The sequence below is a fragment of the Thalassomonas actiniarum genome (genome assembly GCF_000948975.2).
In the GTDB taxonomy this organism is placed as follows: Bacteria; Pseudomonadota; Gammaproteobacteria; order Enterobacterales; family Alteromonadaceae; genus Thalassomonas; species Thalassomonas actiniarum.
On record NZ_CP059736.1, the window covers coordinates 296,141 to 317,789 of the forward strand.

Sequence of the window (21,649 nt, forward strand, 5' to 3'; positions counted from 1 at the left end):
TAATGACTTAGCATTTACTGCATTGGAGTATCTATCCCTCTCCATTACAAATTATCGTGATTAACTTATACCCTTATCAGAGATACCTTTCCTCCTTTACAATAGCCATATACTCAGCTTCCAATATCATCGATTTTTCAATACCTGTTTCTTCGGCCTTTATACCAAAAGTTGAGTGAGCCTGAATGAGTTTGTTCAAAGCCGAACTCAGAGTATCGCCAGTAATACTCTCGCCAGTAGATAAGTCGCTAGCAATCTGAAACATATCAAGTTCATTTGCTGTCAAAGCAGCCTGATAAATAGCATCCCAGTCCATGGTAACACCATCAGCAAACGTCAGGGATTCAACCCTATAAATGCTATATTTAAACGCATTTTCTATCAGAATTTGATCTCCTGTTACCTGGCCTTCATCATTTAATATCTCAATCAAAATATCAGCTGAGCCACTCACATTGATATTCAGCCTATCCCGGGTTATACCTTCGCCAAAGCGAATGCTATCTATACCACCATTATCCTTGATAGTATCCTGTCCATCACCCAAATTAAAAACATAAGTCTCCGCAGCATAACTTCCCAGCAAGCTGTCATTGCCTTTGCCCCCTTCAAGGGTATTGGCGTAAATGCCAAAACTGGAGTTACCATCCAGCTTCAAGACATCATCTCCCTCACCCCCATATAAAATATTATTGCCACTATTTCCGGTAAGAACATCATTACCTGCTCCGCCATCAAGCAGATCATCGCCGTTGCCCCCGGTCAAAGTATCATTGCCAGCCAGTCCATACAGACTATCATGATCGATACTGCCTACAAGGTTATCGTCATCCTCAGTCCCCGTTACAACCAGGGCGGCCTGATAAATGGCTTCCCAGTCCATAGTGCTGCCATCAGAGAATATTAGTGACTCAACCCGGAAAGCACTATATTTAAAGGCTTTTTCAATTAGGATTTGATCTCCCGTTGCCAGGCCATCATCATTTAATATTGCAATCAAAATATTATTGCCACTGAAACGAATATTCAGCTTATCCGGGGTAATACCAACACCAAAACGAATACTATCAGTACCGCCATTATCATAAATAGTGTCCTGTCCATCCCCTATGTTAAAGACATAAGTTTCGGCGGCATAACTCCCTTCCAGGCGATCATTCCCTTGACCACCTTCAAGGGTATTGCTGTATACGCTAAAACTGGAGTTACCCGCCAGCTTTAAGACATCGTCTCCGTCACCACCAAGCAAGATATTGTTACCGCTGCCGCCTGTGAGTATGTCATTGCCTGTTCCGCCATCGAGCAGATCATCGCCGTTCCCCCCGGTCAAAGTATCATTGCCAGCCAGCCCGTAAAGACTATCATGATCGATACTGCCTACAAGGTTATCGTCATCCTCAGTCCCCGTTACAACCAGGGCGGCCTGATAAATGGCTTCCCAATCCATGGTGCTGCCATCAAAGAAGGTAAGAGACTCGACCCTAAAAGCACTGTATTTAAAAGCATTTTCAATCAGGATCTGATCCCCTGTTGCCAGGCCGTCATCATTTAATATTGCGATCAAAATACTGTTGCCACTGAAACGGATATTTAACTTATCCGGGGTGATACCAATACCAAAACGAATATTGTCGGTACCACCATTATCATAAATAGTATCCTGTCCATCTCCTATATTAAAGACATAAGCCTCGGCGGCATAACTCCCTTCAAGGCGGTCATTCCCCTGCCCGCCTTCAAGAGTATTGCTGTAAACGCTAAAACTGGAGTTACCCGCCAACTTTAAGACATCATCTCCCTCCCCGCCAAGCAAGGTATTATTGCCGCTATTTCCTATGAGTACATCATTGCCGGCTCCGCCATCTATCAGATCATCACCGGCACTTCCCTGCAACTGATCATCTCCTGCTTTACCGTAAATTTGATCATTTCCGCCAAGACCGTCAATAACATCTGCACCGGATGTGCCGTTAAGCACATCATCTCCCTGTGTAATTACTAACGGTTCATTACTTTCTGCTTCCGCCGCAGCATGAATTTCATTCGCAGTCATAGTGCTGCCGTCAGCAAATTCAACGCTTTCGATACGGTTATCCATATTGGCAAAAACATTGTTCAAAGTGATGCTATCGCCACTGAGGCTGCCATCCATCGCCGTCAGGGCAATTATAATGTTATCCCCGTCACGGCTGATGTTTAACATATCCTGTATAATACCAACGTCAAAGACGAGTTTGTCGATGCCCGAGTTGTCTTCAACAACATCTTGTCCGTATCCCGGGGCAAAGAAATAAGTATCATTTCCCTGCCCCCCGTTTAACGTATCGTTACCTATATTTCCGTTCAGGCTGTCATTTCCTTCACCGCCATTTAGCGTATCATTACCGATACGCCCATCCAGGCTATCATTCCCTTCACCACCATTTAAGGTATCATCACCGAAGCCGCCATAGAGCTCATCAGCACCTTCATCACCAGATAGGGTATTAATACCGTCAGTGGCATAAAGCTCGTCATCGCCGGCTCCGCCATTTAGCGCATCATCACCGTCGCCCCCATAAAGTTCATCATCGCCAACTCCGCCATTGAGTATATCGTTACCCGTTCCGCCATAAAGCTCATCCTCATCAGCTCCGCCATTTAACGTATCATTACCGGCTTCACCGTAAAGTTCATCATCACCTTCACCGGCCTCAATAACATCATTCCCCCCTAAGCCATAAATCTCATCGGCATAAACTGAGCCATTTAAAATGTCATCTTCTTCACTGCCGGTAAGGATAAGCGCTGCGGCATGAACTTCATCTGCGGTCATAATGCTGCCATCGGCAAAAACCAAAGTTTCTATACGATTAGCCGTGTCGGTAAAAGCATTTACCAAAGTGATTTGATCACCACTTAGGCTGCCATCGCCAGCTGTCAGGGCAATAATAATGTTGTTCCCGTCATGGCTTATTTTTAATGCCTCCCGGCTAATACCGGCCCCAAAACGTAGTGTATCAGCACCCTCAGGATCATCTATGACATAGTGGCCGTCAGCCAGGTTATAAAGGTAGGTAGTATCCGGTCCGGTTTGTTGTGCCAACAAGGTATCTATATCCGCTGTTGACCAGCTGGTACCATCGGCAAAGGTAATTTCACTAAGCTTATATAGCTCATCATCAAACCATTTTCTGATAGTGATACTGTCATTGCCCGCGATCAGAGTTAAATTTGCATTATTGCGGACTAACCGGATATCGGCTTTATTGATGCCTGCGCCTAATTCCAGGCGATTAACACCATGATGGTCATTGATGATGTCATGGCCATCCCCTAGCTCAAAGCGGTAACTATCATTGCCCAAACCACCATAAAGTGTATCATTACCTGTGCCGCCAATTAAGACATCATCCCCTCCTTCACCATATAAAAGATCATCTCCTCCCTGACTACTCAGAATGTCAATATTCGCTTCGCCCACCAAAACATCGCTTTGCTCACTCATCTGAGGTAGTGCAACAACTATGTCTGCCGGTGTCCAGGCACTGCCATCAGCAAAACGGATCTCATTTAATTGTGACTGCTCAGTTCTAAACCAACTTCCTATGGTAATGCTGTCATTTCCTATGATCAGTTTTAAATTATTCGTCGAACGACCCAACTGAATATCGCTTCCCCGAATGCCTTCAGCTAACTCAAGACGGTTTGAACCTGAGTGATCAAAGATAATGTCATGCCCATCTCCCAGATTAAAGTGATATATATCATCACCACTACCGCCATAAAGTTCATCATAACCTTCTCCGCCAGTTAAGGTATCAGCTCCAAAACCACCGTACAGCTCATCATTACCTTCGCCACCATTTAACGTGTTTGCACCACTATAGACATAAAGTTCATCATCACCAGCCCCACCATTTAACGTGTCATCTCCTTCTCCACCGTATAACTCATCAGCACCTTCATCGCCATTTAACGTATTATTGCCGTCATCAACATAAAGTTCATCATCACCAGATCCGCCATTGAGTATGTCATTCCCAATTCCACCAGCAAGTTCATCATCACCTTCTCCGCCAAATAAGGTATCATTTCCTCCACGCCCAAAGATAAAATCTTCACCAGCTAAACCCGTTAAAACGTTATCGGTATTATCCCCCATTAAGGTGTCAGCGAGATCAGTGCCTTGTAACTGCACTGGTAAAGATATGTCTGCCGAAGTCCAAGTATTACCGTCATCGAATCGGATGCCGCCCAACCGATATTCGTCATTGTAAAACCAATTTTCAATGGTGATACTGTCATTACCGATATCGACTTTTAAATCAAAACGCGAATAGGATAGCTGAACATCACTTGCCGAAATACCTGCCCCTAACTCCAGATAGTTCAATCCCTGAGAATCAAGAATAATGTCATGGCCATCGCCTAATTCAAAACGGTAGATATCATCGCCTGACATACCATTAAGCTTGTCATTCCCGGTACCGCCAATCAAGGTATCATTATCATTACCTCCCGATAAGGTATCGTTGCCGCTACCGCCGTGAAGGATATCGTCCCCCCCTGCACCGTAAAGTCTATCATCTCCTCCTAATCCATTGATGATATCATCACCATCACCGCCATTTAAGTTATCAGCCTGCTCAGTTCCCCGCAGCAACAGTTCAGATATCTCTGCCGGAGTCCAGACAGTATTATCGGCGAAAACAATTTTTTCTATTTGTCTAAATGTTAAATCAAGCTGGCGGGTAATAGTTATGCTGTCATCACCTATCACCAATTTTAAATCTGTGCCAATGCGTAACAGTTCTACATCATCAGGGTTAATACCTACACCTAATTCCAGTCGGTCGACGCCATCATAATCGGTAATAATGTCATGACCATCACCGAGACTAAAGCGATAAATATCATTCCCTTCGCCATCAGTCAGCTTATCATCTCCAGCACTGCCAATAAGAATGTCATTACCTTCATCACCAAACAAACGGTCATTACCAGAGCCGCCAATTAAGGTATCATCCCCTCCTCTGCCATAAACAGTATCGTCCCCGCCGAGGGCATCAATACTATTATCATTATCATCACCCTGCAAAAAATCTGCTCCTTCAGTCCCTGGTGACATCAGGTTGACAATATCCGAAGGAGACCAGACAGTATTATCGGCAAAAACTATCTCTTCTATTTGTGAATATGGATTTTCAAACCAGTAATTGATTGTAATGCTGTCATTACCTATCACCAGTTTCAAATCAGTGCCAGAACGAAGCAATTGCACATTGTTTACATTAATCCCCTCACCTAACTCCAGTCGATCCATACCATAATATTCAACAAGCCGGTCATGCCCGTCACCGAGTTCAAAAATATAGGTATCATCCCCCTCCATGCCTGAAAGAGTATCATTACCGGTGCCTCCCTCGAGAATATCATTACCAACTGCACCATATAAACGATCATCTCCAGCACCACCAATTAAGGTATCATTCCCTGCATCTCCGTAGATCTCATCATTGCCGCCTAATCCATTGAGAATATTGTCACTCTCATCTCCAGAAAGTGAGTCATCCTGTTCAGTGGGCTGTTGCATCAAGCTAGCTATATCGGCAGGAGTCCAGACACTGTTATCAGCAAAACGTATTTCACTCAATTTATATTTGTCATCCCTAAACCAACTCAAAATCGTAATTTGTTCATTCGCCATAATTAGTTTTAGCGAATCAACTTGACGGATCACTTGTATATCTGTTGCTTTGATCCCTGCGCCTAACTCCAGGATATTAAAACCATCCCAATCATTGATACTGGTATTACCGTCCCCAAGTTCAAAAAGGTAAACATCATCCCCCTCCTGGCCAACAAGAGAATCATGACCCGTCCCTCCTCGTAAGGTATCGTCCCCCTCACCACCATAGAGAATATCGTTACCAGCTCCTCCTGTTAGGTTATCATTTCCCTCATAACCGTATAATTTATCATTACCTCCCAGGCCATCGAAGTTATCGTTACCCTCAGATCCTAATAAGATATCATCCAGCTCAGAGCCCGTTTGAATGTAGTCTTTTATATCTGATCCAGTTAAAACTAAACCGTCAGCAAAGTGTATTTCATTTAATTGATATTGTTCACTTTTATACCAATGCCTAATAGTAATGCTGTCATTGGGGAGAACAAGCTTCAAATCATTACCTGAACGTTCCCATTGAATATCTAAAAGACTGATCCCGGCTCCCAATTCCAATTTATTAGTCCCACGATAATCCGTAATATTATCGTGGCCGTCACCAAGTTCGAACAAATACACATCATCGCCTCCCTGCCCATCAAGATTATCAGAGCCAGCTCCACCGCCAAGAGTATCATTACCCTCGCCGCCAAAGAGACGATCATTACCAGCTCCTCCAGTTAGGTGATCATTTCCATCAAGACCATAAAGCCAATCATTCCCTCCCAGCCCATCTAAAGTATTAGCGCTTGTATCGCCGTATAATTCATCGTCATTCTCTGTAGCAGGATTAGCCAGAGCCAGTAATTCTGTTGCATCCCAGGAAGTTACCGAGCTGCTTGGGTCATTAAAAACCAGATTGCTAATTCGACTGGCTTCATCACCAAAATGATTTTGCACGCGAATTTCATCCTCTCCCGCATGAATAGTAATGTACAGATCATTATCCACCCGGCGTATCTGAATATTGTCAGATAAAATACCATCCCCTAAATGGATATTATCAATATCTGTTAAGCTGCCCTGATTATCAATAAGTTCCAGACCATCACCCAGATTAAAATAGTAATCATCGTTACCTAACCCACCGACTAAAAGGTCTTCCCCCTGTCCGCCATATAATTTGTCATTACCATCATTGCCATATAAGTGATCATCGCCTATTCCACCATAAAGGGCATCTTCTCCTTGTCCGCCATGCAGTAAATCATTGCCACTATTACCATCAAGTAAATCATTACCATGATCACCATAAAGTTGATCATGACCTTCATTACCTCTTAAATAATCGTCGCCATCTTGCCCATAAATTTCATCATTACCTGCAAGCCCATCAAATACATCAGTTTTAGCGCTACCATGGATTACATCAGGACCTTCCGTTACCAGGGTTGCAGACACAGGAATATCATCAAACTGCTCCGGTCCAACATCCAATTGAGTGCCATCACTAAAAATAATGGCGTCAATATAACGCTTTGCTCCCCCTTCCTGATCAAAGTGTGATTCCACTCTAAGCTCTTCAGCAGTACCATTGATAATGATCACCAAGTCATCTCTTTGATGAAACAGGGTAATGTCATCAGCTGTAATATCCCCCATCAGGCGGACAACATCATAACGGCTTTCGCCATTATCATAATTACGAATACGATCATGACCATACCCTCTGCCAAAGCGATATTCATCATTACCACTACCGCCGGTGAGAACGTCATCCCCCTTCCCGCCATCAAGTACATCATTTCCTTCCAGGCCATCCAGAGTATCGTCACCTGTCAAAGCAAACAAAATATTATCGTTACCGTTCCCTTTAATAACATCTGAGCTGGCGGTAGCATCTGAGGTTGCGCTAACTATAAGCGCAATAGTTTCATCTGAATAATTTGATAAATCGGCAATTTGTACAAAATCAGAAACACTAACCTGTAAACGCTCTCTATTTTGCGTACTATATACATTGACGCCATGTAAGGCTTGGAGCAAATTTGACATTGTATCTTGGGCACGTTCAGGGTTCGCCTCAACATCTTCAAATAGTTTCAGAATCAGCTGGCTGTAATCCGCCAGCCATTCACCAGTATCAATATCTTGTTCCCAACCTATGTCACTAAAAAAAGGTTGTAAAAAGCTACGGGCCGACAACTGAAAAAATACGGTATTAACTACATCATCAAAAGTTTCATTATGGACTATGGCATAGCCCCCTCCCCTGCCAGCAGGTGGAGAGGGTTTATAACCGTGATAAGCTTCCAAAGCTCCAATTTTTCGAAAGTCTATAGGAACCCAGGGATACAGACTACTTTGGATATATTCATCGCCCTGGCCAGTCCAGGCAAAAATTATCGACTCGGTAAGCTCTTGACGCTCCTCATAAGAGGATGCATTAACAAATTGCTCAACCAACTGTTTCAACTTGCCAGATTCATCACGGACCATCGCTTGGTGCAAAGAATATACCTGGCCAAACCCAGCAACATTCGGCAATAAAGCAATCTCAAGCGGCACTTCAACCTTTTCATATTCAGTATTGCTCAGGTTACGATTAAACCAGACATCTGTCATAGTCATAACCTGTCCTGTGTTGCTGCTATAACTGCCTACTTGCCGATGTTCATTACCAAACTCATCCGTATATTCCTGTTCACTAAAACCAAGCGACAAGGACTTTATACCAAGCTCGTTGAGGGTAAAGAGTTCCCCCTGATCGTTTGTTCCATTTTGATTTAAATCACGGAATATCCGTAAATCAGCAAAGCCTATATCTGAAACATCAACTAAACCATCACCATTACTGTCAAGTTCTGCCAACGCCTCGAATCCATGGCTGGCAAGATCGCCACCTGACAATGGGGTGAAATCACCAAATAATTCACTACCATTGTTGATAACTCCATCGCCATTACGATCTAAGACCAACAGGCCATCATCCGAGGCAACAAAGCCGGTTAATTCGCTAAAACCGTCACCACCGTAATCAAAATAAATATTTGCTGAAAATCCAGTAGTTTCAATACCATCGCCATCCAGATCCAGCACTAGCGGTGACACCATTGGCGGCGGTAGGTCCTCTGGCTCCGGAGGTTCAGGTAACTCCTTAATTTCAATACCTAAAACCGAAGAGCTTTCATCTCCTAAGGTATTTTGAACGATGTAAGAAATACTGGGCACATCGCCGTAAAAATCTTCCTCCGGTATAAAGTTCATCTGGCCACCAGCAGACACATATAAAGTACCTACATCAGGGATTTCAATAGCATAACTTGATTGAGCATTATTGGCATCATTGATTAAATTGACAGGTGCAGCAGACAAGCTGTTAACTCCCTGCGCCTTAATAGTACTAACCTTACCGCTCTCAACTACCGCCAAATCACTTTCACTGACTGCAGAAGGAAACTGGTATGTATTACCGGCAATACTGATAGATTTCATAAAGACCGGTCCAATCTTATTGGTATGGTTGGCAAGCAAGTTAGCACTAACTGCAGCCCCTTCTACACCAGTTAAGTTTTCGTTGCTATCCTCAAACGCGGTTGACAATTCAATGCCCAAATCGCCTTTTTGAAATCCTTCAACGGTAAAACTGCCCTCGGGTGTCGCCCCGCTGACCGTTAAAATACTGCCCTCCAGTTTCAGGACAACATTGCTGCCTTCCTGCTGATATTCGGTTTCACTGATGGCGTTGTAAGTACCGCTTAGGTCCTTATTATTGGCAATGATTTTCCCCAAACCGTCGCTATCCCAGATAATATCGCCGCCGGTTTCAACATAATAAGTATCGGCCCCTTCCCCGCCTGCGAGCTGATTTTCCCCGCCGTTGCCGTATAAGCTGTCGTTGCCTTCACCGCCATAGAGCTTGTCGTCGCCTGCATCTCCGTAAAGTGTGTCGTCGCCGCTGCCGCCTTCAAGGGTATCGTTGTCTTCACCGCCACGAAGCTCGTCAGCGCCTTCGCCGCCGTAAAGTTCATCGTCTCCGCTACCGCCGTCGAGCTTGTCGTTACCGCTGTTACCAACTAAAATGTCGTGTCCTGCTCCCCCCTTTAACGTATCAGCACCATTATGGCCGACAAGCACGTCATCTCCCAGGCCGCCGCTGAGGCTGTTGCTTTTGTTCTCCACCGCCACCAGCAGGTCGTTGCCGTCCCCGGCCGAACCTTTAACCGAAGAGGCGATATCGCCGTTGCCGTCGGTAATACCCAGCATCACCTGGCCGTTGATCGAGTGGGCGAACTGGGTCAGGTCTATACTGCCGTCTGCCGGGCTGAAGCGCTCGAGGATATAACCGGCAATCGGTTTGAAGAGTTCACCGACAGTGGCAACACCCAGCCCTGAAAATGCCGATAATGAAGCCAAGTTATTGTTGGCTGCATCAACCATGTGCCCGTAGCTGTTTTCATATTTTTGAATATCTGCCAAATGATTAATAAAGCCGTCAACCGCTTGTTGTGCCTCAGTAGTTGGTGCGGGATCATTGGTAAATAAACCAAACAATGCCGACTCTGCATAGCGGCGTTTAGCTATGCCATTTTCAACATCTGTTCCGGATTTATTTGATGCATAACGTATTTCATACCAGGCATCAAAACGGTTACCATTTTGTATTGCAGCTCTTAAATTAGGGCCGATGAGTTCATTGCCACCGTATAAAAGTGAAAGCAGCGCAACTCGCTCAGCAGAATCTGCAAAATTGCTGATACCATTATTTGCTAGCAAGCCTGTTAAGGTATCTTCAAAACCATCTTCTCTTGTAACTATTGTCTCAAATATTTGTTCAATTTTATCTGCTGCCGTTTGTCCACCAGGCTCATCCTGAATAATAAAGGTTGCCGTTTGCTCCTGGGTGAGGGCTTGCCAGCTTTCATTAAGGATTCGTTGCATTTCTGCCGTTGTCTGGTCTTGAGCATTAGTTACGGCCTGTGACATTTCATCATAAAAACTATCTAAATTTTCGTCATCAATACCAAAACCAGTTTGTAAAACGGCTCTTAAAACAAACTCCTGGGAGAGATTAAAGCCAACCCCCATAGTAGGAAAACCTCGGCCGTCATTGTAAATGTCAGGGTTTTCATGACCTCTTTCTTCAAAGAGTTTGATCCACTCATAACGCAACTGGCGATAATTTTCAGATGATAAGGTATTTAATGATAATGACATAAATTATTCCGTTACTTGATTTTATTTGGAGGTTTGTTGTGAGTGCGTCAGTGATATTTCGCATGTGGCATCGCCGGTATTTAACCCGAGCATATTTTCCGGTACCTTGTTTATCGCACCTTGTTTCGTATAAAAAGGGCCATGTGGATAGATGCCTAAGACATCCTTTCCTTTTTTACGATAAACATAGGTACGGCCATCGTAATAGAACAACTCGCCCGTAGATGCCCTACCCCGTTCAAAAGTTAAATTTAGGTTGCCTTGTTCATTTAAGACGTAATTAAGAAAATACCATTTCTTAAATTTTTCGTTAAAATGAGAGTAACTTAAAACCCTGTCGGTAATGCCGTCATTATTGATATCCACCATCAATTCCCGCACCTCCAGCTGTTCTTGCATTCGCTGTTCGATGCGCTCAAGTTTTTTTTTCCAGCTATTAAAACCTGTTAGTCGGATTTTACTATGAGCTACACTTTGTAATACTAATTGGATATAGCGTTCCTTCGTCGAAGGGGTTGATTTGGGCTTATTGAATTTATCCGTTTTAAAGATAAACAACTCCCTGGGATTGGTATCATAATAATCTCGGTGGTTATTGATGTAAGCCGCAACATCATTGCATAACCCGAACCGGGTGCCTTTTTTGACTTCAAATGGAGTTTGTTCATCTGCAATATCAACATGTGCATAACCTATGGTGGGCAATAATCCCCCTAACAGCCCTAGAACCTTTAGCCAGGGTAAAACCTTTATCATATTATTTTCCTTAGATGTTTGATGATTTTATTTTTAGTTCTCACTCTATATAAATTTAGAGTTATCCTTATGATTAAGAATAAAGAACACTTCATGTTCATGACCTTCCACAAGCTTAATGAGTTCATAGCGCAGGTTGTCTTATTGTTCCTGAGTGAATGTTGTCGTGGTTATGGTCACGTTATTTATTCATTCGATTAATGTTTATAAAGTTATTTCACAGACACCTTTAGTGACAATGATGCCGCCACTATCTCGCATGGGACTTTCTTTTGGCTCGTTAACAAACAGCGCCCAAGGCCATTGTTTTAATGTAAATGTCCGCCCCTGGTACAAAAAAAGCTCGCCACCTATAGTGGTTACCCTTTGTTTTTCGAACCAGTCAACCGCGATGTTGTCCCAGCGATTTAAAGGAAAATTCGAAAAGACCTGATACTTACCTTTAAGAGAATAAAGTGCTCTCATTTGCACTTTGTCGGTCTTGCCATCATTATTCAGGTCAATTTTTGTGGTAAAAAACTGCATGTCTTTAAAGCGTTGTTCATATCTGTTTAGGGATTTAAGCCAGCCGTGAGCGCCATATAGACCTTTACGGCTATATGCCGCCAGCTGCATGTCGATGCGTAGTCCTTTTTTCGGCTCCAGCGGGGTATAGGTAGGGGTTGAAAACACCTCACTTTTTGCTGAAAAAGCCGTTTGTGCAAACTCGCTGCGAAAAGCATAATTTTGCTTTAAGTAAACAAAAAAATCGTTACACAGGGAATATTGCTTGCCTTTTTTCAGGGCAAAGTTAACCGGCTGTTCGCTTGCTGCCTCTTCCGGCGTTTTTTTTGGGGTTTCCTGCTTAAGTGCTGCCTTTTGTGCCGGGCTTGTATTGACCTCGATGGCAAGCACAAATTGTGGTATCAACAGCAAGGCCGCTGGCAGGCCATGGCTCTTTTGCGCTTTAACTCGTTTCATTTAAATGACTTCCTTTAAACCTTTGTTGTGCGCTGTCGCCTGAAAGGCCGTCGCTGAAGCTGCTGCTTTTGTTCTCCACTGCCACCTGCCGGACTAATTACCTTTCCCTGACCCCTTCACTCACTCCCCGTATCAGAGGTGCCAATAAAAACTCTATCAGCCTTCGAGTGCCGGTTTTAATTTCAACTGTCACCGACATACCTGGCTTTAATTGCACCCATTTTCCGTCAACATTGATCTGTTCAGTAGCCAAAGAAGTTTTTAGCGGAAATAACAAGCCCAAGTTTTCATCTTCTACGGCATCGGCGGAGATATCAATAACCTTGCCGTCAATCACGCCATACTTAGTAAAGGGAAAACTGTCAACTTTAATCTCGGCCGTTTGTCCTTCATGCACAAATCCGATGTCTTTATTGAGCAGCCCAGCTTCTACTTCCAGTTGCCGTCCGGCAGGCACTACATACAGTAACTCTTGGGCTTGGGTAACGACCCCGCCAATAGTGGTCACCGCCAACTGCTCAACTGTGCCGTCAACCGGTGCGGTTAATATCCGTAATTGTGTTAATTTATTCGCTTTGTTCAGCTCCTGTTGAAGGCTGTCCCTTTGCCTGCTGAGTTGGTTAATTTCCTGCAAGGTATTGCGCCGGGTTTCAGCAAGATAGGTCACCAGGCTTTGCCGGGCGCTCATTATGCTGGCGTCAATTTGTTCAATATTGGCCCGTTCAAAGTTGAGGGACTCTTCCTGTTCGATACGTTGCTGTTTTAATTCCAGGTATTGATTTTTTGATACGGCAGATGTCGTCAGCAAGGTAAGATAGCTTTGCTCTCTTTCCCTGATTAAAGGCAAGGTTTTTTCTATGCGAAATACGTTAATATGAATGGCTTTTTTTTCAGCTATCAGTTTGGTTATTTCACTGATATAACTGTCTTGCTTTGATAAATATTCCTGCCAACTAGAAGCCAACAGTAACCTTTGATTGAGGGGGAGGTCATCATCATTGAAAGCGGCATTGTCGCCTTTACTATTATCCTGATTCTTAGCGGTGTTTCGGGCATTTTGTTCATCTAGCTTGCTCAGGAATATTCTTTGCCGGGTTAAATCTTGGCTGTAACCTATCCATTCATTCTTTAGCCGGTCAACATCCGCCTGGCTGGTGGTGGCGTCTATGGCAATCAGTTTATCTCCGGCCTGTACCTTTTGTCCTTCTTTAACAAAAATGTTTTTTACTACGCCGCTCTCCAGCGGCTGGATTACTTTTACTTGCCCGTTGGGTACTATTTTTCCCTGCGCGGTGGCAATAATGTCAATTTCAGCCCAAGAAGCCCAAACAATGGCAAGCATCAACAGGCACATAATTGCCCATAACTGCGACCGGCTCCATTTCGCCGGCGGTGCCGCCTGGATCTCCAGTGCTGCAGGTAAAAACTGTAATTTCTCTAATGCCTGTTTGCCGCCCCCTTTCTTCTTTTTTAATGCATTCTCTTGAAGGTTACCTTCCGGCAGGGTTTTGTTATTCTGCATTTTCTTCTCCCGCTATCCGGGTGACTATTTTGTCATGAGCCTGGGCGGCGTCCGGCTTATTATCCGTCCGGCTGACGGGGTTGGCCGCCATGCCTAAACCATGATGATTTTGAATGGAATATAATTGGGCATAAATACCACCGTGTTTCACCAATTGCTGATGATTGCCCTGCTCTACCAAGCGTCCTTTGTCCACCACCATAATCCGGTGGGCATCTTTTACCGCAGAAAGCCTGTGGGCAATAATAAACACGGTACGGCCCGCACTGATACGGCGCATATTCGCCTGGATAATACTTTCGGATTCATAGTCAAGGGCACTGGTGGCTTCGTCAAAAATCAATATTTTAGGGTTAGTCACCAATGCCCTGGCAATGGCGATGCGCTGGCGCTGACCTCCGGATAAGGAAGCCCCCTGTTCGCCAACCACAGTGTCGTAACCTTCGGGGAGTTCCAAAATAAATTCATGGGCGCCGGCAAGCTCTGCAGCCTGAACCACCTGCGCCATTGGCATGCCGGGATCAACCAGGGCGATGTTTTCCCGAACCGTACGATTAAATAGGAAATTTTCCTGCAGCACGACACCTACCTGACGGCGCAGCCAGGCAGGCTCGACCATGGCCAAGTCAACCCCGTCAATCAAAACACGACCCGACTCCGGTACATAAAGGCGTTGTACCAGTTTGGTTAAGGTACTTTTCCCTGACCCGGAGCGGCCGACAATACCAATAACTTCACCCGGACGGCATTGAAAACTGATGTTATTTAATACCGGCGCCCGCTCGGGGGCATAGCGAAAAACCACCTGTTCAAAAACAACCTGCCCCTTGATACCGGGCAAGGTTGCCCGGTTGGGGTTATACCCCGGCTCCGACGGTGAATTAAGTACGTCTCCCAGGCGTTGCAGTGAGATATTGGCTTGTTGGAAGTCTTGCCAAAGGTTTACCAGGCGCATAATAGGGCCGCTAACTCTTTGCGACAGCATATTAAAGGCAATAAACTGCCCTATGGTAAGTTCCCCGGAAACCACTGCAATAGAGCCGAAATACAGGGTAAGCAAGCCTCCGGTTTTGTTAATGTATGCCGCTACCTGGCTATAGATATTATTAAGATGACTGGTTTTAAAAGAGGTGTTGACATAATCGGCAAGTTTATCTTCCCAGCTGTTTCGCAGTTGTGGCTCAACCGCCATCGCCTTGATGGTTTCAACGCCATTAACCGACTCCACTAAAAAAGAATGATTCTCGGCGCTGCGCTGAAACTTTTCATTCAAGCGTTTACGTAAGGTTGGTGTTACCAGCAACGACAAGAGCAAATAAAATGGAATGGTGCCCACAATAATCCAGGTCAACAGTGGCGCATAATAGAACATCACTGCGAAAAAGACGAAGCTAAATAAAACATCTAACACCACAGTCAAGGATGAACCGGTTAAAAACTCTCTGATGCTGTCCAATTCTTTGACTCTGGCAACCGTATCCCCAACTCGGCGAGCATTAAAATACGATACAGGTAATGACAACATGTGCTTATAAAGCTTACTACCCAGTTCAACATCAACCCGGTTGGTGGTATGGGAAAAAACATAGGTTCTCAGTCCGGTCAGTAAAACTTCAAAGGTAATAACAAGAAAAAAGCCCACCGCCAATACATCCAGGGTGGTCATGCCTTTATGTACCAATACTTTGTCGATAACCACCTGGAAAAATATCGGTGATGCCAGACCAACCAGCTGAATAAAAAAGGAAGCGAGAAAAACATCGGTAAAATAAGGACGGTACTTCACCAGCGCAGGAATAAACCATGAAAAACCAAACTTGGCGCTTTCATTTAGCAATGAACTGCGTTTTGACAGCAGCAATAACTCCCCGTCCCAAAAAGAAGTGAGTTCATCATAAGAATGTGTTGTCGGTTTATTATTTTTTAAGTCATGAACCAAAACTTCATCTTGATCCACTTTTGCAATAATAAAAAAGTGGCCGTCCCGGTGGCGGGCAATAGCGGGTAGTAAATGTTCACTGAGATTATCAACTTGGTCGGTAATAAATTTTGCTTTAAAGCCTAAGCTTTTTGCTGCACGCACCAGATTAATATCCGCTAATGACTCATCGTCATGCTGAAATTCTCTTATTAAGGCGTCGGGTTCGGCAGGCAATTGATGGAATCGGGCGATCAATGACAAGCATTGAATACCAGAATTAAAAGGACTATACATCTCATCCCGGAGTTATTTCAATTAACGAGGTAATATGTTAATTTTATTGATATTACATGTAAAGGAATGATGCTGATATATATGCGTTCTATTTGATTTAACTCAATTCCAATATGTTACAACATGATGTTACTTATGCTCCGATTACCTTGCTGCTAAACTTTTGCCTCAGAATAGGGACATTATTATTTTGTATCATTTTCTTGACAGAAGTGACACTTAGTATTAACTGTAACGATCTAACTTAGGCGGGTGCTTTGTAGTAGTTAGATGTTTATTACTCTCTAACCTCGTTACAACCGTAGCAGCCCCAAAAAATAGCACTTAAACAGGTGCTAATACTTGAATTAACTACAATGGGATTAAGTCTTTGAAAGTTGGTAATACTTTCAAACTGAAAATACCGGCCCTGGATATGTTCAACGACATTCAAGTGGAGTAAACCCGCACGGATCAATTTGGCAAGCAAGCCATAGAAGCACTATTGCTGAATGAAGATGGTAAATACTGCTCAATTTTACCGGTATTTTCCGATCCGGGCAGAACCTGCAACAACTCCTACAGCTGTGGTGTCAGCAATGTAGCGGATTCGCAACGCGCCCTGGATAACGTTACCAATACGATTGCCAATTTCAAGTAAGCAAATTCCTTTACTTTGCCAGCCAGGCTGCCGATCTCCCTCGGCAGCCTTTTTTCTTGCCTTGCTGCTATAAGCCGCCGGCTAAATCGAGAAAATTGCCGGTGGAAAAAGAAGACTTTTCAGATGCCAGCCAATAGATGGCCTCCGCCACTTCCTCCGGCTGTCCGCCCCTTTGCATCGGAATTTTGCTTTGTAACCGTTCGATACGGCCCGGCTCGCCGCCATCGCTGTGCATCTCGGTATAAATAAGCCCGGGACGGACACAGTTTACCCTGATCCCTTCATCCGCCACTTCCAGTGACAAGCCTTTGGTTAAGGTATCTACCGCGCCTTTAGAGGCGGCATAATCTATATATTCATTGGGAGAGCCGCTACGGGCCGCCCCGGATGAGACATTGACTATCGTGCCGCCTTTACCGCCATGTTTTGTCGACATTCTTTTTACCGCTTCGCGGCAACATAAGAAATAGCCGGTAACATTGTTGGTTAATATCGCGTTGATACGCTCGGCGCTCATATCTTCCAGCCGCATTTGCGGTTTTAAGATACCGGCGTTATTGACCAGTACATCCGGGGGGCCGAATGCCTGATCTACCGTGGCAAACAAACGCTGCACGTCTTGTTCATCGCTGATATCAGCCTGAACCGCAATACAGCGTCCGCCCCCGGCGATAATAGCATTTGCCAGCGCCTCGGCAGGCGCCGATCTGGATTTATAATTGATACAAACCGCATAACCTTTACCGGCAAAAAGTTGTGCGCTCGCAGCGCCTATGCCGCGCCCGCCACCTGTGATAATCACTACTTTTTCAGCAGTCACAAAAACTCCTATTAATTTGAGATAATGAATTGAAAAGACTCAAGCTTAAATGCAGAAATAAACTATTGCTGACTGGCCCGGTATACTGCCAACTCTTTTAACAGCCAGTCCTGACTTTTCACCGGGGCCTGATTGCTGCAGTGAATTTTATAATGTTTACCGGACATTTTACTTTTAGTGGCAGAATATTTGATAAAATCTTCTGTTGATTCAATGTCATCTTTAAAGTATCGATATTTTTTACTGATATGTTTCACCGCCTCACTGCCATTGTGCATAGTGCCGTTTCTTTCATATTGACAGGAGGTGGTTTTAACCACATTTAATAAATGGTTAATTTCATCTTCTGTAGCGGCTTGGGCATGGTTTGCCATGCTAAAAAACAAGGTAGTGAACAGCGCAGCGAATACTTTAGCACTTCTCAATTCATGCTCTCCAATGGTATGTCCGGGTAAAAGCAGTTTTGTGTGTCATCATGCCCTGAGACTTCTAATGATTATTGTTATTAAGCTGATGAAGCCTAACCGAGTTGTTTTTACAATTCAATGCATTGAAATATAGGTTAACTTGCTTATTATCCTAATATCACTAAATGAAAGATAAAATCAGCGGATGAAAGTATGTCAGCAAACACAGCCCGAGACACGCCGGTAAAGGATTATTTAAAAAAGGGCAGCCTGATCCTGGCTGTGGCGGTGATCGCCGGCTTTGCCCTTGACTATATCTTTAATCTGACCCTGAGCCGGGCGCTGCCCAGTCACGAATACGGCGACTACAAGGTCGCCTTTGCCTTTGCTACCATAACCAGCGTATTAAGTTTATTGGGGGGCGACAGGGTTGCGCCCCTTATTTTATCCGGGCCGTTGTCGCAGGGAGATAACCGCAGTGTCTGGGAGTTTTTGCGTTTTTATCTTTTGATCACCGCAGCCCTTTCCCTGTTGGTGATCATCGGCACCGCCCTTGCCAGTTATTGGCATATCGGCTCAACCGATTTAGAACATCACCACCCGTTACTCTTGATGTCGCTGGCTATTCCCTTGATTTCAATCGGCGCCCTGTTAAGCCGTATCCTGCAAGCGGCGAAATTACTGGCGCTGTCAAACCTGCCCTGGCGCATTGGCCTGCCGTTGTTAAAAACCTTGCTGGTTTTATTGCTGGTCGCTACTTTGGCCGAAGTGGAATTATGGCACGTAGTTGCATCGGGCATTACCGCCGTGTGCCTTATCATCAGCTGGCAATGGTATAAGATCAGGCAATTAAATTTAATCCAACTGCAACGCGCCCCCGGCAGTTTTACCGGAAATAAGCTGTTAAAACTGTCGGTGCCTATGATGATGGCAATGTTGATCACCCTGGCGCTCAATCAGATAGATTTATTCCTGCTGGAAGTGTTGGCTCCCGAACATGAGGTGGGACTGTTTGCCGCGGCCGCCACCACCAGTCATATCTTGCCTGTGGTGCAAACCACCATCGCCGGTTTGTTCCTGCCGCTCATTGGTCCCGCGCTTGAAGGAAGTGCCGGGCGCGCCAGAGGCCTTTTTTGGCAAGGACAAAAGTTAATTACCGCCAGTATCTTATTCTTGCTGATAGCCCTGATTTTCGCCGGTTCCTGGCTGCTTTCTTTTTTCGGTCAGGATTATCTACAGGCAGAGCAGGCCCTGATCTATCTTGCTTTAGCCTACGCCTTATGGGGATTGGCAGCATTTGCTTCTACCTGGTTGCAATACGCCAATAAAGGCAGTTATGTTATCCGTATCGGCTGCGCTACCCTGGCAATAGATGCCGGGCTTAATTTTTGGCTGATCCCCTTATATGGCATTAATGGTGCTGCCCTGGCGACCCTGATTGCCATGGCTTTTGCCGCCCTGATGACCTGGGGTGTCTATTACAGGTTAATAGGCAGACATGCCGATAAAGCAATTGATGATAACAGTGCGATAAAGGCAAAATAAATTGTCAGGGTAAAAGCCGTGATTTTAATGTCTGCCAGATAACAGAGTATCAAGGACTAAATGCCATAGTCTCGTTCGACCTTAGCGATCCGAACTTTAAATGCGGCATACCAGTTTTCACGACCCTGTTTTTGCGCCTCAAGATGTTCGCCATTGGCTTTCCATTTTTTTATCGACTCTAGATCTGACCAATAAGATACGGTGATGCCGACATCTTCCCGGGCAGACTCAACGCCAAGAAACCCGGATTGCTGCGCGGCCAGTTGCAGCATTTTTTCCGCCATTTCCCCGTATCCTGAATCATCCGGGGTACGCAGGCTGGTAAAAATAACCGCATAATAAGGCGGTTTGGGGGTATTTGCGATAAGCATCATCGACACTCCAATATTATTGATGATTTACATCCGGCTTGAGCAAAGTTATCAAGCCGGATGTTTTTAACGGTGAGCTTTATTTCCTTCTGACAAGGAGATCATTCGATAATTTCCCGTTCCAGCACAGCAATCGCCTGGCCAGAGCCGCCATGTACTGTTGTGCCCACGGTTAAATTATTCAGTCGCCATCCTTCACTGGCGTATTCATTAAGCGCCTGGTCAAACTCAAACGGACCAACGGAGGCTTTTTTTGACCAACCGATGTCAAACTTCAACACGACTGACTGATATTCATATTTCTTCATGGCGGGTAATTCCTTATAGTCGAGGTCGTGAATATCAATATCAAATGCAGCGGCTAATGCCTTTTTTGACTGTAGTGATACAGTGCCTTCTTTCTCGATTCGCTGTATGGTTCTGATATTCAAACCGGAAGTGATCCCCAACTCTTCCTGGGACCAGGATCTGTTTGCTCTTAACTCAACAACCAGCTCTGAATCTATTTTCATTGATAACTACAACCTATAATAATGGGGCCGCCATATTAGCCCGGCGCCGATGTTTTTTCTTACGACTAACTTATGAAAAGTTACCGACAGTATGCCGATAACTATACGACAGTTAACAGTGTTTATACCCTGCCAAGCCCCGGAATTACTGGTTAGGAACAAAAGCAACAATACGCAAGGGGCCGCCGCTGCCGCCTTTGATTTTCATCGGCAAGGCAATGACGGTAGCACCGGTTGCCGGTAAACCATTAAGGTTGGCAACATTTTCAAAACCGGGAATATTATGGCTGAACAGGGTGACATGGCTTTGAAACTGAGTTGATTTGCCATAATCCAGACTTGGGGTGTCAAGGCCAACGGCTTTTATCTTACGTTTGCTGGCAATAAACTCGGCGGCTTTGGGATGAATACCGGGAAAGCTCAGTTCTTTAACTCCCTGCTCGCCGCGTTTTATAGTGCCCATATATTTTTTCTGATCGCCGTAGTAGCGGGCAAAGCCGGTATTAACCAGTAAAATACTGCCCGAAGGGATCTTGCCCTGTTTACTTTCCCAGGCCCGGATGTCGGCAACGGTGAGTTGATAGTCGCGGTTTTGAGCGGTTTTACTGCTGATATCGATGACCACCGCCGGGCCGATAAGTTGCTCTAAAGCAATTTGCTCGACACTTTGCTTCCCCTGATAAAAATGCACCGGGGAATCCAGGTGGGTACCGCCATGTTCGGCGGCGGCAAAATTATAGGCGGAATAAAAAAAACCGCCCGGGGTTTGTCCTTCAAAAACCGTGGTTTTTTTAAACGGCTCAGCGGTGGGCCAGTAAATGGAATGCTCGTTAAATTCATGGGTGAGATCGAGCCATTTGCCGTTACTAAAATCCTGGCTGTTGACATTAAAAACTGCGCTTAAGACCAGCAAGCACAAGGCCGTTAAGGTTTTTTGCCTGAAACCGGGCAAGGTATACTGCTTGTCCATAGTTTTCTCCTTGTTGTTTAAGCTAATCATAACCGAAATAAAGATCGCATCAACCAGTACAAGT

The 21,649-nt window shown here is 44.8% G+C and carries 12 protein-coding genes; 2 read left to right on the forward strand and 10 right to left on the reverse strand.

Annotated elements, in window-relative coordinates; all coding sequences use genetic code 11:
* Positions 1 to 76 precede the first annotated feature (76 nt).
* From SG35_RS29760 to SG35_RS29780, 5 genes are all read right to left on the reverse strand, one after another.
* The gene (locus SG35_RS29760; RefSeq protein WP_044832324.1) at positions 77 to 10,867 is read right to left on the reverse strand and encodes a calcium-binding protein; all 10,791 of its coding nucleotides are present in this window, start codon (positions 10,865 to 10,867) and stop codon (positions 77 to 79) included.
* Between the two features lie 21 nt (positions 10,868 to 10,888).
* Positions 10,889 to 11,623 (reverse strand): hypothetical protein, encoded by a 735-nt coding sequence (locus SG35_RS29765; protein ID WP_044832323.1) that lies wholly within the window; start codon positions 11,621 to 11,623, stop codon positions 10,889 to 10,891.
* A gap of 204 nt (positions 11,624 to 11,827) precedes the next feature.
* Entirely contained in the window at positions 11,828 to 12,583 is a 756-nt protein-coding gene (locus tag SG35_RS29770) for a hypothetical protein (protein ID WP_044832322.1), read from the reverse strand.
* 97 nt (positions 12,584 to 12,680) lie between these two features.
* On the reverse strand, positions 12,681 to 14,105 hold the full coding sequence (locus SG35_RS29775) for an HlyD family type I secretion periplasmic adaptor subunit (RefSeq protein ID WP_044832321.1): 1,425 nt from the start codon (positions 14,103 to 14,105) through the stop codon (positions 12,681 to 12,683).
* Positions 14,095 to 16,320: a type I secretion system permease/ATPase gene (locus SG35_RS29780; protein WP_044832320.1), complete on the reverse strand. Its 2,226-nt coding sequence runs from the start codon at positions 16,318 to 16,320 to the stop codon at positions 14,095 to 14,097. Before SG35_RS29780 ends, SG35_RS29775 begins: the two co-directional genes overlap by 11 nt.
* Before the next feature lie 484 nt (positions 16,321 to 16,804).
* On the opposite strand from SG35_RS29780, the gene SG35_RS29785 reads away from it, so the two are divergent.
* Positions 16,805 to 16,960: a hypothetical protein gene (locus SG35_RS29785; protein ID WP_160298269.1), complete on the forward strand. Its 156-nt coding sequence runs from the start codon at positions 16,805 to 16,807 to the stop codon at positions 16,958 to 16,960.
* A 67-nt stretch (positions 16,961 to 17,027) separates the two neighbouring features.
* On the opposite strand, the gene SG35_RS29790 is transcribed toward SG35_RS29785, so the two are convergent.
* Positions 17,028 to 17,780 (reverse strand): SDR family oxidoreductase, encoded by a 753-nt coding sequence (locus tag SG35_RS29790; RefSeq protein WP_044832319.1) that lies wholly within the window; start codon positions 17,778 to 17,780, stop codon positions 17,028 to 17,030.
* Positions 17,781 to 17,842: 62 nt separating this feature from the next.
* Positions 17,843 to 18,205, reverse strand: coding sequence for a DUF5329 family protein (locus SG35_RS29795; protein ID WP_236702570.1), 363 nt, complete (start codon positions 18,203 to 18,205; stop codon positions 17,843 to 17,845).
* A 195-nt stretch (positions 18,206 to 18,400) separates the two neighbouring features.
* On the opposite strand from SG35_RS29795, the gene SG35_RS29800 reads away from it, so the two are divergent.
* Positions 18,401 to 19,732: an oligosaccharide flippase family protein gene (locus SG35_RS29800; protein WP_044832317.1), complete on the forward strand. Its 1,332-nt coding sequence runs from the start codon at positions 18,401 to 18,403 to the stop codon at positions 19,730 to 19,732.
* A gap of 56 nt (positions 19,733 to 19,788) precedes the next feature.
* Here SG35_RS29800 and SG35_RS29805 read toward each other — a convergent pair whose 3' ends face one another.
* The 3 genes from SG35_RS29805 to SG35_RS29815 form a co-directional block, all read right to left on the reverse strand.
* Entirely contained in the window at positions 19,789 to 20,106 is a 318-nt protein-coding gene (locus SG35_RS29805) for an antibiotic biosynthesis monooxygenase family protein (protein ID WP_044832316.1), read from the reverse strand.
* 98 nt (positions 20,107 to 20,204) lie between these two features.
* Entirely contained in the window at positions 20,205 to 20,615 is a 411-nt protein-coding gene (locus SG35_RS29810) for a DUF4177 domain-containing protein (protein WP_044832315.1), read from the reverse strand.
* Positions 20,616 to 20,760: 145 nt separating this feature from the next.
* On the reverse strand, positions 20,761 to 21,585 hold the full coding sequence (locus tag SG35_RS29815; RefSeq protein ID WP_084692674.1) for a cyclase family protein: 825 nt from the start codon (positions 21,583 to 21,585) through the stop codon (positions 20,761 to 20,763).
* Positions 21,586 to 21,649: the final 64 nt, after the last annotated feature.

Bases quoted from the DNA above. Each gene is read 5' to 3' on its own strand.
- SG35_RS29770 (WP_044832322.1), bottom strand. From the start codon at position 12,583: ATGAAACGAGTTAAAGCGCAAAAGAGCCATGGCCTGCCAGCGGCCTTG.
- SG35_RS29780 (WP_044832320.1), bottom strand. From the start codon at position 16,320: ATGTATAGTCCTTTTAATTCTGGTATTCAATGCTTGTCATTGATCGCC.
- SG35_RS29815 (WP_084692674.1), bottom strand. From the start codon at position 21,585: ATGGACAAGCAGTATACCTTGCCCGGTTTCAGGCAAAAAACCTTAACG.
- SG35_RS29775 (WP_044832321.1), bottom strand. From the start codon at position 14,105: ATGCAGAATAACAAAACCCTGCCGGAAGGTAACCTTCAAGAGAATGCA.
- SG35_RS29810 (WP_044832315.1), bottom strand. From the start codon at position 20,615: ATGAAAATAGATTCAGAGCTGGTTGTTGAGTTAAGAGCAAACAGATCC.
- SG35_RS29760 (WP_044832324.1), bottom strand. From the start codon at position 10,867: ATGTCATTATCATTAAATACCTTATCATCTGAAAATTATCGCCAGTTG.
- SG35_RS29765 (WP_044832323.1), bottom strand. From the start codon at position 11,623: ATGATAAAGGTTTTACCCTGGCTAAAGGTTCTAGGGCTGTTAGGGGGA.
- SG35_RS29800 (WP_044832317.1), top strand. From the start codon at position 18,401: ATGTCAGCAAACACAGCCCGAGACACGCCGGTAAAGGATTATTTAAAA.
- SG35_RS29805 (WP_044832316.1), bottom strand. From the start codon at position 20,106: ATGATGCTTATCGCAAATACCCCCAAACCGCCTTATTATGCGGTTATT.